Below are 16238 nucleotides of genomic sequence, written 5' to 3' on the forward strand. Positions count from 1 at the left end.
AATGAACGATCCAGGCGGAGGATGAACTACCGTACTGGGAATCCTGCCGTGTCACACCGGCCTGTAGCCCGCACCGGCTGCGGCAGAATCCGTTTGAATGGGTGTAACGCGGCTGCCAGACTGGCGTCTGACGAGGCGCAATCATACGTGCCGCCCGATCCGTGGAAAAGACACAGAGCGGGCTTTTTCCGTTGCAGAGGAAGGACCATGGAAAAGCTGGAAAAAACCCTGGAAGAATGGCGGTCGATGCTCGATCCGGAGCAGTACAACGTCTGCCGGCTCAAGGGCACCGAACGGCCCTTCTCGGGCAAGTACAACGCCACCAAGACCGATGGCATCTATCACTGCATCTGCTGCAATGAGCCGCTGTTCGACGCCAAGGCCAAATTCGATTCCGGCTGTGGCTGGCCGAGTTTCTACGAGCCTATTGCCGACAGCGCGATGGTCGAGATTCGCGACGTGAGCCACGGCATGATTCGTACTGAAGTGGTCTGTGCCAAATGCGATGCCCACCTGGGCCACGTCTTCCCGGACGGTCCAGCACCTACCGGGCTGCGTTACTGCATCAACTCGGTGTGCCTGGACCTGGTGCCGCGTTAGCGGTGCCGGCGACTCTGCGGGGTCGCCTTGTCACCAGTTAAGTTGCGTGCAATTTAATTGGGTACTATTTTTATCTTCTCTTATCTATCAGAGGAATTCCTGCCATGACCGATGCATTGCTGACCATTCCCTGCACCACCATCCAGGGTGAGCACAAAACCCTGGCGGACTTCGCCGGCAAGGCCGTGTTGGTGGTCAACACGGCCAGCAAGTGTGGTTTCACTCCCCAGTACAAGGGGCTGGAGGCGCTGTGGCAGACCTACAAGGATCAGGGGCTGGTGGTGCTGGGTTTCCCCTGCAACCAGTTCGGCAAGCAGGAACCAGGCGACGAAGGGGCAATCTCTGAGTTTTGCGAGCTGAACTACGGGGTGAGTTTTCCGCTGTTCAAGAAAATTGAAGTCAACGGCGCCGCCGCCCATCCGCTGTTCGTCCAATTGAAGCAGCGTGCCCCCGGGGTTCTGGGTTCGCAGGGCATCAAATGGAATTTCACCAAGTTCCTGATCGGTCGGGACGGCAAGTTGGTCAAGCGTTTCGCCCCGGCGACCAAACCCCAGGACCTGGCTCGCGAGATCGAAGCCTTGCTCAAATGAACGACCTGTCTGTGGAGTCACTGAAACTCGACCGCCAGTTGTGCTTCAAGTTGTACGCCGTTTCGCGGGCCATGGTCCGCGGTTACAAACCGATGCTCGACCGCCTGGGCCTGACCTACCCGCAATACCTGGTGATGCTGGTGCTCTGGGAGTGGCAGGCGACGTGCCCGGTCTCGCCCACGGTCAAGGCCCTGGGGGAACGGCTGTTGCTGGATTCCGGCACGCTGACGCCACTGCTCAAGCGCCTGGAGCAGTTACAACTGGTGCTACGTCGACGCTCCGGGCGTGACGAGCGCGAAGTGCACTTGAGCCTGACTGACGCGGGCCTGGCCTTGCGTGATCAGGTGCCGCCGCTCAAGGCCGCGCTGTTGTGCGAAAGAGGGGTTGATCTCGACGGCCTGGATCAACTGCGCGATGGCCTTGATCAGTTGCTGCAGCAGATCAAAGCTTTGTCGTAGTGGGCACCCAGAGATCCAGCAGGGCCACCAGTTCTTCACGGCGGAACGGTTTGGCCAGGTAGTCGCTCATGCCGGCGGCGCGGCAGCGCTCGCGTTCCTCGGGCATGGCATTGGCGGTCAGGGCGATGATCGGCAGGTCCGGCCAGCGTCCGCTGCGTCGGATCTGCCGGCTGGCCTCATAACCGTCCATGACCGGCATGTTGCAATCCATCAGCACCAGGTCGTAGTGGTTGTGTTCCAGCTGGGTCAGGGCCTCGGCACCTTGAGTGGCCACGGTGACCACGCAGCCGAGCTTGCTCAGCATGCCCTTGGCGACCAATTGATTCACCGGGTTGTCCTCCACCAGCAAAATGTCGGCGCGACGCAGCGGTGCCGGCATGTCCAGTTGAAGGTCGTTGAGGGTGACGGTTTCCGCCAGTAGCGAGCGGCGCAAGGTCTGATACAACGCATTGCGCGCCAGGGGACGCGCTTGCTGCTGCAGCGGTGCCAGGGCACTGGCTTCTGCGCTGGGCAGGAAGCTGCCATAGGCGGTCACCAGCAGGATCGGTGCGCTGATCGCCGGGCGCAGGCCGAACAGGCATTCCGGGCAATCGGTGATCAGCAGGTCGGGATTCACCCCGGCCAGGGAATCTTCAATGTCGTAGCGCTGGTAGTTAAGCCCCCAGGTCGGCAGCAGCGAGGCCAGCAGTTCCGCCAGGCCGCTGCCGGCGTCGGTGATGCCGATGATTTTGCCCGACAGCGCCAGTGGCGGGCTGGCCGGGGTGTCGCAGGGCAACGGCAGGTCGGCGCAGAAACGACTGCCAAAGCCGACTTCCGAACTGATGCTCAAGCGTCCGTTCATGGCTTCACAGAGGTTGTTGGTGAGCGCCAGGCCCAGTCCGGTGCCACCGTATTGGCGGGTAATGCCTGCGCCTGCTTGGGTGTAGGGCTGAAAGATCTTTACCTGGGCTTCCTGGGCGATGCCGATGCCGGTGTCGCAGATTTCGATGCGTACCCCATCGCCCACCGTGCTCAGGCGTACATCCACCCGACCGAAACGGGTGAACTTGAGGGCGTTGGACAGCAGGTTGCTGACGATCTGCCGAACCCGCATGGGATCGCCGAGCACCAGGGCCGGAAAGTCCGGGGCAATCAGGCAGGCCAGCTCGACACTGGCCGCTGCGTTTTGTGACAGCAGGTTGGCGGTGTCTTCCACCAGCATCCCCAGGTCGAAAGGGATGCGTTCAAGCTCCAGTTGCCCGGCGTCGAACTTGGACATGTCGAGAATATCGTTGAGCAGTTCCACCATGACCTTGCCCGAGTCGTGGGCGATGGACAGTTGCTGGCGTTGCTCGGGATTCAGTGGGCTGTCCAGGCACAGGGCAATCATTCCCAACAGGCCATTGAGGGGCGTGCGGATCTCGTGACTCATGTTGGCCAGGAACGCAGCTCGGGCATGGGCCATGTCCAGAGCGGTGCGCCGGGCAGTTTCCAGCTCCTCATTGGACTGGCTGAGTTGGGCATTGCTGGTCTTGAGCTCATTGGTCCGGGCCGAGACGATGCTTTCCAGTTGCCCCAGGTACTCGGTCAGGCGGTTCTCGGCGTTGCGCCGTTGCTGGATCTCGGTGGCCATGATTTCGAACTGTTGATTGGCAACTTTCACCAGCACCCCGACTTCGTCGTTCTCGTGACCGGGAGGAAAGTCCAGTTTGGTCTGTTGCGGGCTGCGCGGATCGCGGCTGCTGAGCTCTCGGATCACGCCGACCAGGGGTTTGGTCAGCATCACGTAGAACAACGCCAGGAGAATCCCGCTGAGAATCAGGCTGCGGGCGAAGCCGTTGAGCAGGGTGATTTCGGCGCGGCGCAGGAAGCGGCTGCCGAAGGCGTAGGTATCCACGTCCAGGTGCAGAGTGCCGAGGGATTCTTCCGGCAGATGGCTGAGGTACAGGCGATCCTCAAACTGGCGATCGGCGCCAAACAGAAAGTCGCTGATGGCCCGGTAGCGGTTCTGCTGGGCTGGGCGTTCGACGTTGGCCAGCAGGGTATTGTTGTTGTCGATCAATTGCGCGCGAATGATTGCCGGCGAGCGCAGCAGACCCAGGGTCAGTTCCTGGGCCAGTTCGGAGTCGATGTTGTAGGCAATGCGTGAGGCCGGGTTGTGACTGATTTCCAGCAGCGATTGGATTTCACGATTGATGGAGGCGTCTTCGCTGGCATAATCGATGCCGATTTGCAGCAGACTGAGCGCGGTTCCCAGAATGAAGCCCACCAGCACAGTGAGCCGGGCCTGTTTATAGGACAGGCGGTTGGTGAACTTGATATCCATGGGGGGCTGAACCACTTTCGTTTCCCTTCGCTGCGCAAGCATAGCTGATCATTTTCGGCTGCCGGCCTGGCAGCAGTGGATAGGGCGTTGGCCCCTTTGATCAGGACGGCGTTTGGTCTGTGTGCCGCATCATTACCTTGAACGCGCCTGAGGAAAAGTCGTGGATGCCCGATTGAATGCATTTCTTGAACGTGCCGATGCGGTTCTGGCCCGGATCGAACCGCTGTTGCCCGCGCCGCGCCAAACCATTGATTGGAACCAGTGCCTGGCCGCTCGCTGGCAGCGTGAGGGACGCAGCGGCTTTCTGCAGCCCCTGGCAGTCAGCTTGGACATGCGCCTTAGCGACCTGATCGGGGTCGACAAGCAGCGCGAGCAACTGGCGCGCAACACCCAGCAGTTTCTCGACGGCCTGCCGGCCAACCATGCCTTGCTCTGGGGTTCACGTGGCACTGGTAAATCGTCCCTGGTGCGTGCGTTGTTGGCCGAGCACGCCAAGGACGGGTTGCGGCTGATTGAGATCGAGCGTGATCACCTGGCGGATCTGCCGCGGGTAGTGGAGCAACTGGTCAAGCTGCCCCAGCGTTTTGTGCTGTTCTGCGATGACTTGTCCTTCGAGTCTGGCGAGGGCGATTACCGGGTGCTCAAGAGCGTACTTGGCGGCTCTTTGGAGCAGGCGCCGGACAACGTGCTGCTGTACGCCACGTCCAACCGTCGGCACTTGGTGCCGGAGAAGGAAAGCGATAACGAGAACTGGAAGCGCGTCGATGGTGAATTGCACCCCAGCGAGGCGGTGGAAGACAAGATTGCCCTGTCGGATCGTTTTGGCCTGTGGCTGTCCTTCTACCCGTTCACCCAGGAGCACTTCCTGAATGTGGTGGAACACTGGATCGGCGAGCTGGCGAAAAAATCCGGCCTGACCTGGCAGCGTGACGAAGCACTGGACATCCTGGCCGTGCGCTGGGCCACGGGGCGGGGTAACCGTAATGGCCGTTGTGCCTATCAATTTGCCCGTTATTGGGTGGGCTTGCAGTTGTTGGAGCAAAAAGCATGATCGATTTACAAAGCGCAGGCCAAGGTCTGGACGGCTACGGGCTGCTGTGCGCGCAGTTGGAGTCGTTGCTGGCTGATGAGCGCGACTTTATCGCCAACGCCGCGCAATTTTCGGCGTTCTTGTTCAGCCAACTGGATGATCTGAACTGGGCGGGGTTCTACCTCAACCGCAACCAGGAGTTGGTGCTCGGCCCGTTTCAGGGGCAGATCGCCTGCGTGCGGATTCCCTTCGGTCGCGGTGTTTGCGGCACGGCGGCGGCAACCCAGCAGACCCAACGAGTCGAGGATGTGCATGCCTTTGCCGGGCACATCGCTTGCGACAGTGCGTCCAACAGTGAGCTGGTGGTGCCGCTGATCAAGGATGGCCGGTTGCTCGGCGTGCTCGACCTGGACAGTCCCAAACTGGCGCGCTTCAACGTGGCGGACCAGGCCGGCATTGAGCAACTGGCGGCGATCTTCCTGCGCTTAAGCGACTGCTGAGCCCTTAGGCAGTCAATCCGGCCTTTTTCAACAGCACTTCGGGCTCCACCTTATCGATCTGCTGCGGCGCCAGGAAACGTTCGGCGTAGCGCTGGTAGATATCTTGCTGGATGAACAGCTCGAACAGTTCCGGATCGATGTGGGCGTCGCGGCACATCATGGCCATGATGTTCAGCGCTTCGCTCAAGGTCTTGCCCTTTTTGTAGGGGCGGTCGGCGGCGGTCAGCGCCTCGAAAATGTCGGCGATGGCCATCATCCGCGCCGGCAGGCTCATCTGCTCGCGCTTGAGCCGTTTCGGGTAGCCACTGCCGTCCATTTTTTCATGATGGCCGCCAGCGATCTCCGCGACATTCTGCAAGTGACTGGGGAACGGCAAGTGCTCGAGCATGATGATGGTCTGCACGATGTGGTGGTTGATCACATAGCGCTCCTCGGCGGTCAGCGTGCCCCGGGGAATGCTCAGGTTGTACAGCTCGCCGCGGTTGTATTTGTGCGCGGGCACCTGGAGCTTGAAGCCCCAGGGATTGTCCTCCGCCAGGATGTCCACGGCGTCGCGTTCCAGCAGGTGTTCGGGCTTGTCGGCCAGGAGTGGTTCCAGCACCGGCAGATTCGGTGCCGGCGTGCGTTCCTGGCGCTGGCTTTCTTCCCAGGAAACCCCCAGGCGATCATCCAGGGTCCGGCTCCAGGTACGCAGGGCGATGCGTTGCAGTCGTTGTTGGTCGGCTTCGGCCATGAACTCGGTGCCCAGGTTGCAGCGAGCGACAAAGGCGAAATCCTCATCCAGCGCCTGCAAGCGGGCATCGCGTTCGGCGGCCTGAGTGGTTTCTTCGGCGCCTTCGGCCAGGGCACGCCAATAGTCGATCCAGGCATCGCGCTTGAGCACTTCGAAGCGCGTGCGGATTTCGTGGATGCGATCGTTCAGGGTTTCCAGTTTGGTGGCCTTGTCCACCACGTATTCTGGGGTCGTAACCTTGCCGCAGTCGTGTAGCCAGGCGGCGATGTGCAGGGCTTCCCATTCATCTTCGGTGGGCTGGTAGGGGGCAAATCTCGGGTCCTGGCTGGCGGCGGCGGCCTCAGCCAGCATCTGGGTCAGGGCCGGCACTCGCTGACAGTGCCCACCGGTGTAAGGGCTCTTGGCATCGATGGCCCCGGCCAGTAACTGGATGAAGGCATCCAGCAGTTGCTTCTGTTTGTTCTGCAAGCGTTGGCTTTCGATGCACAACGCGGCGGTGGCGGACACCGCCTGGATGAAGGCGATGCGGTCCGGTCTGAGTTTTTCCAGGTCGGCCTCGGTGCCGCTGTCTTCCAGAAACAGCAGGAGCATGCCTACCGTTTCGTCATGACGGTTACGCAAGCGAATGCTCAACAAGTGAGCACTTGGAGCGCCTAGGGCCTGCAGCACGCTTTGCAGGCTGTTGGCCTGTTCGAAGCCCAGGGTGGTGACCACGTTGTTTTTTTCGTTCAGTTGTTGCAGCCAGTCGGGGAGCGTGGCCGCGGTCAGGTCCTTCGTGGCGATATTGAACGGCGGCAGATCCTGGTGTTCGCCGTTGATGATCAGCCCATAGGGCTCCAGGCGCGAACTCTTGCTTTCGGAAAGATAGATCAGGCCAGCCTGGGCCTGGGCGATCTTCACGGTTTCGGACAGCACCCGTTGCAGCAGAGGGTCGAAACGGGTCTCGGCCGACAGGCTGGCGTTGATCTCGAAAAAGCTCGCCAGGGTGTCTTTCATCCGTGCCATGGACACGCTTAGTTGGTCCACTTCCAACACGGGCGAGCGGCGAGACACTGGATAGTGAAAGTCGAAGCTGCGGATGGCCTCGGCCTCTTGCACCAGGATCCGCAACGGCCGTACCAGAATGCGTGAGGTCAACCAGCCCACGGGCTGGCACAACAGCAAGATGGTGAGGGTGATCAGCGCGCCTTGCCAGCGCAGGTGGTAGGCACCGGCCAGCAGCTCGTCCTCGGGCACCAGTAGCGCGAGCTGCAAGCCACCGGGGCCGCCCTCGGCAATTTGGCTGCTGGCAACGATCCACCTGCGTCCCTGGGCCTGCATGTGGCCGTCTTGCGCTTTACCTCGCAACAGCGCGCCAAGCACCGGACTCAGTGCGCTGGCCTTGATCAACTGAGTGCTGTGCCGGTCGAGTGCCAGCGTGCCACTGTTGGGGTAGGCCACGGCGTTGCCTTTGTCGTCGAGCAGGGCAATTTCAGTGTTGGGAGTAACTCGGTGTTTGGCCAGGGTCGAGGACAACTGCTCCAGTGTCAGGTCGGCGCCCATGACCGCCCTGTCGCCGCTGCTGCGGGCCAGAGTGGTGCCGACGTTATGGGTGGAATAGAAAACATAAGGCTCGGTAGTGATTTGGTCGGCGTCGCTGCGGGCATTGGAAAACCAGTCACGCTGGCGCGGGTCGTAGCCGTCTCCGGGGTTGTCCCGGCGACTGATCAAGGACAACCGCTGGTCATAAAACAGGGACTGCGAGTGGGCCTGCCGGGTGCCGGGATTGTGCTCGATGCTCCAGACTTCGTAGACGCTGTCCTGCGGGGCACCGCGCTTGCTCCTGATCTGGTCGTCGCGCAGGGGGCGCACCATGAAGAAGTCACCATTGACGTAACCCAGGTACAACGAAGCCAGGTTCGGGTTATCCGCCAGCGACTGGGCGAAGGGCCTGAGCAGCGTCAATCGTTGTGCCAGGTCCGGGGCCTGGGTCGCGGGGATGCCCGCCAGCAGGCTGAGCAGATGGCGTATGGGTTGGTAGGTGGCTTTTAGGTCGTTGCGTACATCTTGCTCGATGCGCTTAAAGAGCTCTTCACTGCTGCCCAGGATGATGCGTGTGGTTTGTTGGTAGTTGTAGATGCCCAGTACCACGCCTGTCAGGAGCAACAGAAAGGTGAACATTGCACTGATATGGATGTGCAAAGGAAAGCGGCGTTTTACGGGTTGAGGAGTGCTCGGCATTCCTATTCTCTCCAAAGGCACATCGAATCTGGCTTAGCACCCAGCATAGTTAAGGCCGGCGTTTCCTGCAGTGGCCCGACCGGTGAGGCGCGGCCGTTTGGAGTCCGTCGGCGGGCAGAGCGTCGAGGAGGCGAGGCAATACTGGCCTTTTGGTATTTGGCTGGCAAGAGGGCGGATTATCTCGGTACCGCGTGGCCTGAAGCGTGTGTGGGCGAGGCCTGGGGCGCAGCCGCAGGACTGGGGGATGGCGCTTGAGCGATGTGTCGATGCAGGGACTGGGCAAAGCGCACCAGGGCCAGATCCAGGGCGCGGATGGCCGGGCTGACGGCGTCGAGCCCGGCCTCCTCGAGGCAGGCAAGCTCCAGGATTTGGCAAGCGTTGTGCAATGCATCGGCGCCGACCATCAGCGCCGATCCCTTGATCCTGTGGGCCTGCGTGAGCAGTGCCTGGTTGTCCTGGGGCGTAATCAGTCCCAGCAAGCGGCGATCGTCGAGGCTGCACTGCAGCAATTTCTTGAGCATCTGCTGGGCGAATGTCGGTTCGCCGCGGGTCAGGGTCTGCAACGTCCGGAGGCTGAAACTGTCGGCCCTGGGCAGCGGCATGAGTGCCGCCAGGGTTTGGCTTATCTGGCTCAATCCCAGGGGTTTGAACAGGCAGTCGTGCATGCCGGCCTTCAGGCAGCATTCACGCGTTCGCGGATCGTGGCTGGCGCTGCAGCCGAGCAGATGCACCGGCGGCTGTCGGCTGAGTGTTTCGTCCTGGCGGATGGCCTTGGTCAGTTGATAGCCGTTCATGGCGGGCATGTTGCAGTCGACGATCAGCAGGTCGAAATCACCGTCTTGCCATTGTTGATAGGCCTGTAGTCCGTTCTCGGCGCAACTGACGCGATGGCCGAGATACTCCAGTTGCCCCTGCAACAAGGTCAGACTGGCGGGATGGTCGTCTGCCAGCAGTATGTCCAGAGGCAGGCCGGCGAGTGGGCACATGGGCGGCTCGGGCGGCGGGGCACAAGTCACGCGCCCGGCCAGCGACAGCTCGATCCGCGCCTCGCAGCCGGGCCCGCTTCGGCCGTAGAGGCCCAGGCGGCCGCCCATTCGTTGACATACGTGATGGCTGATGGGCAAACCGAGCCCGGCACTGTCTCGGGCCGACTGACTGCCCGGGTCGACCTGGGCAAATGGTTGCAATAGTTGCAGGCGCTGCTGCTCGGGGATGCCGATGCCGGTGTCCAGGACCTGCAGCTGCAGCTCGAAGTCATTCGCTCGTGTCGCCGGCCACAGTTGCAGCCGGACCTGAACCGAGCCCTTGGTGGTGAACTTGATCGCATTGCTCAGCAGATTGGACAGTACCTGCTTGAAGCGCAGAACGTCGATCAGTACTTGGGGTTCGGGATCAGGTGCCGTGAACTCAAGACTCAGGTCGAGGTTTTTCTGCTGTGCCAGGGCCTGAAACACTCCCATTACCACGTCGACGTTGTTGCGTAAGTAAGCCCAGGTTGGATTCAACGATAACTCCCCGGACTCGATCCGGGTGATGTCCAGCAGGTCGCTGAGTAACTCCCGCAGATCCCTGGCAGCCTCTAGGGCCAGCTGCAGCGAAGGCAGGTTCGGGGCGTCGGCTTCGCTGCGCAGTAGCATCAGTTCCAGCAGGCCGATGAAGGCGCTCAAGGGCGTGCGGATTTCATGGCTGATGTGGCCCAAGAACTGCCCCTTGAGACGATTGGCCTGTTCGGCGCGCTGTTTGTCGGCCTCCAGCGTGGCAAGCGCCTGGCCCAGTTCCCGTAGTTGCTGTTGGCGTTGATGCAGTCGTCGCCAGAGCCAGGTCTGGCTCAGCAATGCGACGATCAGCAGCGCCAGCAGCGTGATGACGCTGGAGGGCGACGGTAAGGTCTCGATCATGGCCGGAGCTCGTGAAGCGGCGAAAGGGCCACACTTAGGCGCTTCATATCAGTTCATTGCGCTTGGCCATATCCACCAGATCATTCATGGAGTTGGCGGCCAGTTTTTGCATAATACGCTTCTTGTATGTACTAACGGTTTTATGACTAAGAAACATCCCTGTGGCAATTTCCTTATTGGTTTGGCCCAAGGCGAAAAGTTGCAGGACCATTAATTCACGGTCGTTCAGCGAATTGAGTTGTTCCAACTCCAAAGTTAGGCTGAATCCTGACTTCCCCGCTTGCAGTGCTTGACTGGGAAAGTAGTTGTAACCGCTGTAAATCGCCTTGATGGCGCTGAGCAGTTCACTCAAGTCTTCCTGCTTGCACACATAGCCACTGGCTCCGGCACGCATACAGCGGTTGGCGAACAAGGCCGCTGACTGGGCCGTCAGGATCAGGGTTCTGAAGGGCTTGGGCATGCCGTTGAAGCGCTCCAGCAGCTCCAGTCCGTCCAGTTTGGGAATGCAGATGTCGAGGATGACCAGATCCGGCTCGCACTCACGGACCATTTGCAATGCATCTACGCCATTATCGGTTTCACCAACGATTTTATATCCTTCGTGCTCCAGCAAAATACGGACTGCCATGCGTATAACGGGATGGTCATCAATGATAAGTACTGAGCCCATGCTGGTTTCCTGTCGATAAGTTGAACGTTCGAACAGTAGCCCAGCCGGTGTGGTAGATATAGTTGCCAACGTGCCGGAAACCCAATCTAAGACAGGTCCTACAACGAATAAGGGGAGGTATTACAATCAGTTGGCAGTAAAGGGAAGTTGATAGGGACAGGGCGGTCATCTGGCCGCTGGGGGGAGTCCGCCAAGGCGCGGTGTCGATGCCAGATAAGGCCGCCCTCCGAAAGAGAGGGCGGCCCGTGCCTCATGGGTTTTTTTGCTCGATGCCGGCTTGCAGCAGTTGATTGTCACTGTGCCGGCCGATACGCAGCGGGCCCAGGTTGAACAGTTGATCCTTCTGGGTGGCTTGGTCCTGATTACGGGTCAGTTCCTTGATGCTGCCCGTAATCTGGGTGAGCGGCGCCTTGGACAGGTTGAGCCCGACATCCGCGCGGTAATCCGAGCCGGCTAGCGCGGTGCGGGTGACCTTGGAACCGCCCAGATTGACCTGGCCCTCGCTGGCACTGATGCGTGCACCGGTGAGCTGGGTTACGCCATCGACCCGCAGGTTGACGCCCTGTTGAGCGCTGATTCCGGAGGCCTGTTCCACGCGGTTCTTGCTCGCGTGGCTGAGGTTCAGGTTCAGGCTTGGGGTATAGGAAGTTTTACCGCTCTTATCGCCGAACAGCACGTTTTCGGCGGTATCGGCCAGCTTGCTGCCGGCGCTGGTCTTCTCGTTGACCGAATAGCTGTCGCTGGTTTTTGGCCAGAAGCGCTCTTTCAGGCTGGAGAGACGGTTGCCTGCGGCATCGGCCTTGTCGGCCAGGTAGTGCTTGGCCTTGTCCACGCCATTGCCGAAGGCGCCACGGGGCTCTGGGTTGACATCGTAACTGCCGCTGCGGCTGAGTTTCTCACCCAGACGCTCCTTGGCGTCGCTGGCCTTGGCGACCACGCTGTCCTTGGCAGAGCTGAGTTTGTCCACGCCCTTGTCGACGGCTTTTTCCAGCTTTTCCCGGTGCTGGTCGAAGCCTTTCTCGGCCTTGGCCTTCAGGTCGTCCTTGAGCGGGCCGGCCGGTTTGGCCAGCTTGTCCACCAGCCCCGGCTGGTTCTTCGCCACTTCCAGCTTGGCGTCGATATTGACCTGGGTGCTGCGCAACTGGTCCTGACGACTTTCGATCTTGAGGTCGCCACCTATCGCCCCGTTGAGCCGTTGCGCATCGATGTTGGCCCCGGCCAGGTGCACGTTGCCGGCACTGTTGAGGGTCACCTGGTCAGCCTTGATCAGGCTGTTGTGCTGAGTCGTGCTGTGGCGCTGATCGACGTCGATCTTGGCTCGGGCGTTGATCCCACGGTCGATTTTCGGCGAGTCATGTTCACTCGCGTCGGCCAGGGTGGTCTTGCCCATGCTGCCGCCGGCGCCCAGGGTCAGGCCCCAGTTGTTGTGATCTTGGGTGGACTGCGCCGACTCCTGATAGATGCCACCCTGGGTCGCCTCCAGCACCACCTTGGCGGCATCGATGCGCGTGCCCTGCAGGTGAATGGCGCTGTCGCCCTCGGCTGCGCTGCCCAGTCGCACTTGGCCCTGGCTGTAGAGCTGGGCGCCGCGCTGGCTCTGGTCGTTTTCATTGACCCGGCCGATGTTGAAGTTGGCGCCGAGGTTGACGCTCTTGCCACTGCTTTGTTCGCTGCTGGTTTTGCTGCCACCGGCCGTGAGGCCGCCACCCAGGTTGCTGCCCTGGCTGGCGTGGGTATCGACCGCAGCCTGCAGATCGAGCTTGCCGCCAGCGTCCAGGGTGATATCGCCGGCCGGACGCGCGGCGTTGCCGATCTGTGTGCCTTGCAGCGTCAGGTCGCTTGCACTCTTGAGGTTGACCGGCCCCTGGCCCTGGATGCTGGCAACCCGCGCCTGGCTGTCCTGCTGCTCGAGGCCCTTGTGATCCAGTTGCAATCCGGCGCCGACATTGAGGTTGCTGCCGCTGCTACCTGGCGTGGTGCCCAGGGTCAGGGAGGCATCGCCACGCAGGCTGGAGTCGCTGCTGCTCTGGCGATCATTGGCCTGATTGAGTGCCAGCTTGCCGTCGGTCTTGATGTTGACGCCGCCCAGACCGCCATTGAACTGGCTGCCTTCGAAGCTGGCATCGCCACCGACCTTGATGTCCACGCCCTGGCTGCCGGCGTAGCTGCCGACCTGGGCCTTCTCGGAGCTGCTGGTGACGTTGCTGCTGCCACCGGCACCGCTGCCACGGATGTTCAGGTCTTCACCGGTGTTGGTGTAGACCCGCACGCCAACCTTGGCGTCCACCGCCTGTTCGCTGCGGCTGTGGGTATCGCTGGCGGCACTGGCCAGCAGGCTGCCGGCGTCGATCTTCAGCGCGCCGTCGGTGGCGCGGTACTGGGTGCCCTGGTCCTTGAGTTGGCCGTCGGCCTTGACCGTGACCTGGCCGCCGCTCAACTGGCTGACCACGGCGGTGCTGGCGCTTTCGCTGCGTTGGCGGTTCTGGTGGCTGACATCCACATCGAGCCCGACATTGGGCTGTTCCAGGGCATCGAGCACGCCAGGTTGGTGGAATTTGCGCTGGGCCACGCCCTGAATGGCTTTTTCGATGGGGCGTGTGACGCCCTTGTATTCGACGTTGGCGCCCACATCCACCGCCCAGTTGTTCTCCTTATGGTTGCTGCTGTCGCTGTTGCGGGCGGCCCGGTTGTCGATCTCGCCAGCCTTGACCTGCAGCGCGCCGCCGGCCTTGACTTGGGCGCCTTCGGTGGTCAGGCGCTTGCCGGCGTTGATGCTCAGGTTGCCACTGGCGGCGATGTTGCTGGTTTGAGCGGTGCTCTTGTGGCTTGTGTCCTGGCTGCTGCTGTGGGCCACTTGCACACCGTTGCCGGCGCGGTCCAGGCCGCCGGTGTAGTAGAAGCCGCCCCCGGTGGTGGTGCTGTCGCTGTGCTTGTCGGTGGTGTTGTCCGCCGCCAGCAACTGCACATGCTTGCCGCTCAGGCTGGCATCGCCGGCCGTGGCCGCAAGGTCGCTGCCTTGCACCTTGAGGTCCTCGCCGGCGCTGACCGCCAGGGTGCCGCCAGTGAGGCTGGAAGCCTGTTGCCGGGTGCTGTCGCTGCTGTCGTTGCGCTGCTCATCCTGGTAGCGCACCCCGGCCCGGTACTGGCCGGTGCCCGGGGCGTTTTCCTTGGCGTAGGCGTCGAAGCCGCGCTTCTGGGTGCTGCTGCTGTCGTGCTGGGTGTCTTCGGCTGCGACGACCTTGACCGTGCCCTTGGCGCTGGCGTCCAGTGCGCCCGTAGCGGCGACCTGGGAGCCGCTGATGCTCAGGTCCTCTGCACTTTGCAACTTGAGGTTGCTGTCCGAACGCAACTGGCTACCGACGGTGGTGCTGCCTTTGCTCTGCTGACGGCTCTCGTCCTTGGTGATGCCGAAGAACTTGCTGTCCTTGCTGTGGCTGTTGCTGTGGGAGGTGTCCTGCACGCCGTCGATGGTCAGCGAGCCCTTGTCACTGATGACGCTGGCCTGGGTGGCGCCCCGGGCCTGGCTGCCGCTGATGCGCACGCTGTCGGCGCGCACGATCAGCTTGCCGTCGGCGTTGACCTTGCTGCCCTGGTTCTGGGTCTTGCCCTGGCCGCCGTCGGCGTTCTTGCCGAAGAAACCACCGCCCACCAGGTCGCCGGAGTAATGCTGATTGCTCTGGCTCTGCTGGCGGCTGGCACTGGTGATGTCGACGTCCTGGGCGGTCAGCCGGATGTCGCCCCGGCTGCGCAGCTCGGCCCCTTCAAGGTGCAGCTTGTGCTGGCTGTCGAGTTGCAGTTGCTGACCGCTCTTGAGCTGGCTGGCGACGCTGCGCTGCTGGCTGCTGCTGTTGTCCCAGTTTTCCTTCCACAGGTGCTTGCGGTGCTGGCCCTGGTCGCGCTGGGTGTGGGTTTCGGTGGCGGCGGTCAGTTGCAGATCGCCGTCACTGCGGGCTTTGAGGTGATGGCCGGCCTCGATGCTGCTGCCGTGGATCCGGGTCGTGGCACCGGATTTCAACTCGGCGTCGTGCTGGGCCAGCACCTGGCTGCCGTGTTGGCGCGTGTCGCTGTCGGTCTCGGTACGGTTGTAGGTTTCCCAGGTGATGCCGATGGTGCTCTTGTCCCACTGCTGGCGTTTCTCCTGGAGCTTGCGGCTTTCGATGCTGCTCAGGGTCAGGTTGCGACCGGCATCGAGCTTGACGTTGCGGCCGCTGACATCGGTGGCCGCGAGGGTCAGGTCCTTGGCTCCGTGCAGCTCGATGTCGCCCTGGCTGCGGACCCCGGCACGGATCGCGTCGAGGCTGTTGTCCACCGCCTGGCCGCGGATGTCCAGATCACCGGCGGAAGTCAGCTTGACCCCGTCGCGCCCGTCCACCTGGACCGCACCGACACGCACCCCGGCACCTTCAGCGGTGCTGACGATATTGATCCGCCCGGCCTGCATGGCGCCGAACAGGCTGGCGTCGATGCGTTGTTCCTGGGTGTGGCTCGCCGGGTCGACGTTCAGCACCTTACCGCTGGGGTAATCCAGTTGGTTGCGCCCCACGGTCACGTTCAAGTGGTCTCTGGCCTTGAGTGCGCCCTGACTGTCGATGCGCGGGGCGATCAGGTTGATCGAGCCTTCGGCGTTACGCAGGCCGCCGCCGTGGATAGCTAACTGACCCCGCGCATCCTGGGTGTTCAGGCCTTGCAACTTGCCGTCTTGCAGGTCCGGGCGACCCACCACCAGGCTGGCGTTGGGGGTGTTGATGAAGCTGCCGCCATTGACCGAGATGCCGTTGGGGTTGGCCAGCACGAAGTCCGCGGCGCGGCCGAAAATTTCCTGGGCACCGTTGAGCTGCGAGGCGTTGCGGCTGATCACTTCGTTGAGGATGACGCTGGCGGCTTGGCCGTGAAACTGACTGTTGGCTGCCAGTTGTCCGGCCAATTGCGATTGCCCGGCCTGCAAGGCGTTGTTCAGCACCACGCCCTGCTGCCCGACGTTGTAGTCCAGGAACTGGTTGTGAGACAGGCCACCGGCGTTGGGCGCGACGATGTTGACGATCGGCACGCCGCCTTGGTTTTGCAACTGCGGGGTGCCACCGGGGCCTTCGGCCACGGTGATCCCGCCAGCCAGGGCCAGGGGCAGATGGGACACCAGCAGCAGGCCGGCGATGGTCCAGCGCAACGTGCCCTGGGGCGAAAGAGTGAATCTGTGAATGTTGTCAGGCATGAGAACCTCGTGCTGAGTAGGTGAG

Annotated in this window: 10 protein-coding genes; 5 read left to right on the plus strand and 5 right to left on the minus strand. The window is 61.9% G+C overall.

Annotated elements, in window-relative coordinates; all coding sequences use genetic code 11:
* Positions 1–207 precede the first annotated feature (207 nt).
* The 3 genes from msrB to PLD_RS09595 all read left to right on the plus strand — a co-directional run bounded on the left by msrB (position 208) and on the right by PLD_RS09595 (position 1648).
* Positions 208–600, plus strand: a complete 393-nt coding sequence (gene msrB / locus PLD_RS09585) for a peptide-methionine (R)-S-oxide reductase MsrB (protein WP_159892044.1) — start codon at positions 208–210, stop codon at positions 598–600.
* 104 nt (positions 601–704) lie between these two features.
* The gene (locus PLD_RS09590) at positions 705–1190 is read left to right on the plus strand and encodes a glutathione peroxidase (protein WP_159892046.1); all 486 of its coding nucleotides are present in this window, start codon (positions 705–707) and stop codon (positions 1188–1190) included.
* Positions 1187–1648, plus strand: coding sequence for a MarR family winged helix-turn-helix transcriptional regulator (locus PLD_RS09595; protein WP_159892048.1), 462 nt, complete (start codon positions 1187–1189; stop codon positions 1646–1648). Before PLD_RS09590 ends, PLD_RS09595 begins: the two co-directional genes overlap by 4 nt.
* On the opposite strand, the gene PLD_RS09600 is transcribed toward PLD_RS09595, so the two are convergent.
* On the minus strand, positions 1632–3953 hold the full coding sequence (locus PLD_RS09600) for a response regulator (RefSeq protein WP_159892050.1): 2322 nt from the start codon (positions 3951–3953) through the stop codon (positions 1632–1634). The genes PLD_RS09595 and PLD_RS09600 overlap by 17 nt on opposite strands.
* 160 nt (positions 3954–4113) lie before the next feature.
* On the opposite strand from PLD_RS09600, the gene PLD_RS09605 reads away from it, so the two are divergent.
* A complete protein-coding gene (locus tag PLD_RS09605) occupies positions 4114–5004 on the plus strand; it encodes an ATP-binding protein (RefSeq protein ID WP_159892052.1) in 891 nt (296 codons plus the stop codon).
* The gene (locus PLD_RS09610) at positions 5001–5483 is read left to right on the plus strand and encodes a GAF domain-containing protein (RefSeq protein ID WP_159892054.1); all 483 of its coding nucleotides are present in this window, start codon (positions 5001–5003) and stop codon (positions 5481–5483) included. The genes PLD_RS09605 and PLD_RS09610 overlap by 4 nt, the downstream gene beginning before the upstream one ends.
* 4 nt (positions 5484–5487) lie before the next feature.
* Here the strand turns inward: PLD_RS09610 and PLD_RS09615 are convergent, their stop codons facing one another.
* The 4 genes from PLD_RS09615 to PLD_RS09630 all read right to left on the minus strand — a co-directional run bounded on the left by PLD_RS09615 (position 5488) and on the right by PLD_RS09630 (position 16213).
* Positions 5488–8436 (minus strand): HD domain-containing phosphohydrolase, encoded by a 2949-nt coding sequence (locus PLD_RS09615; RefSeq protein ID WP_159892056.1) that lies wholly within the window; start codon positions 8434–8436, stop codon positions 5488–5490.
* Between the two features lie 176 nt (positions 8437–8612).
* Positions 8613–10334, minus strand: coding sequence for a response regulator (locus PLD_RS09620; protein WP_256674583.1), 1722 nt, complete (start codon positions 10332–10334; stop codon positions 8613–8615).
* 43 nt (positions 10335–10377) lie between these two features.
* Positions 10378–11004, minus strand: a complete 627-nt coding sequence (locus PLD_RS09625) for a response regulator transcription factor (RefSeq protein ID WP_159892058.1) — start codon at positions 11002–11004, stop codon at positions 10378–10380.
* Positions 11005–11254: 250 nt separating this feature from the next.
* Positions 11255–16213 (minus strand): hemagglutinin repeat-containing protein, encoded by a 4959-nt coding sequence (locus tag PLD_RS09630; protein ID WP_159892060.1) that lies wholly within the window; start codon positions 16211–16213, stop codon positions 11255–11257.
* Positions 16214–16238 lie beyond the last annotated feature (25 nt).

It is taken from the genome of Pseudomonas sp. LD120 (genome assembly GCF_009861525.1).
In the GTDB taxonomy this organism is placed as follows: domain Bacteria; phylum Pseudomonadota; class Gammaproteobacteria; order Pseudomonadales; family Pseudomonadaceae; genus Aquipseudomonas.

Bases quoted from the DNA above. Each gene is read 5' to 3' on its own strand.
- PLD_RS09630 (WP_159892060.1), bottom strand. From the start codon at position 16,213: ATGCCTGACAACATTCACAGATTCACTCTTTCGCCCCAGGGCACGTTG.
- PLD_RS09620 (WP_256674583.1), bottom strand. From the start codon at position 10,334: ATGATCGAGACCTTACCGTCGCCCTCCAGCGTCATCACGCTGCTGGCG.
- PLD_RS09595 (WP_159892048.1), top strand. From the start codon at position 1,187: ATGAACGACCTGTCTGTGGAGTCACTGAAACTCGACCGCCAGTTGTGC.
- msrB (WP_159892044.1), top strand. From the start codon at position 208: ATGGAAAAGCTGGAAAAAACCCTGGAAGAATGGCGGTCGATGCTCGAT.
- PLD_RS09610 (WP_159892054.1), top strand. From the start codon at position 5,001: ATGATCGATTTACAAAGCGCAGGCCAAGGTCTGGACGGCTACGGGCTG.
- PLD_RS09590 (WP_159892046.1), top strand. From the start codon at position 705: ATGACCGATGCATTGCTGACCATTCCCTGCACCACCATCCAGGGTGAG.
- PLD_RS09600 (WP_159892050.1), bottom strand. From the start codon at position 3,953: ATGGATATCAAGTTCACCAACCGCCTGTCCTATAAACAGGCCCGGCTC.
- PLD_RS09625 (WP_159892058.1), bottom strand. From the start codon at position 11,004: ATGGGCTCAGTACTTATCATTGATGACCATCCCGTTATACGCATGGCA.
- PLD_RS09615 (WP_159892056.1), bottom strand. From the start codon at position 8,436: ATGCCGAGCACTCCTCAACCCGTAAAACGCCGCTTTCCTTTGCACATC.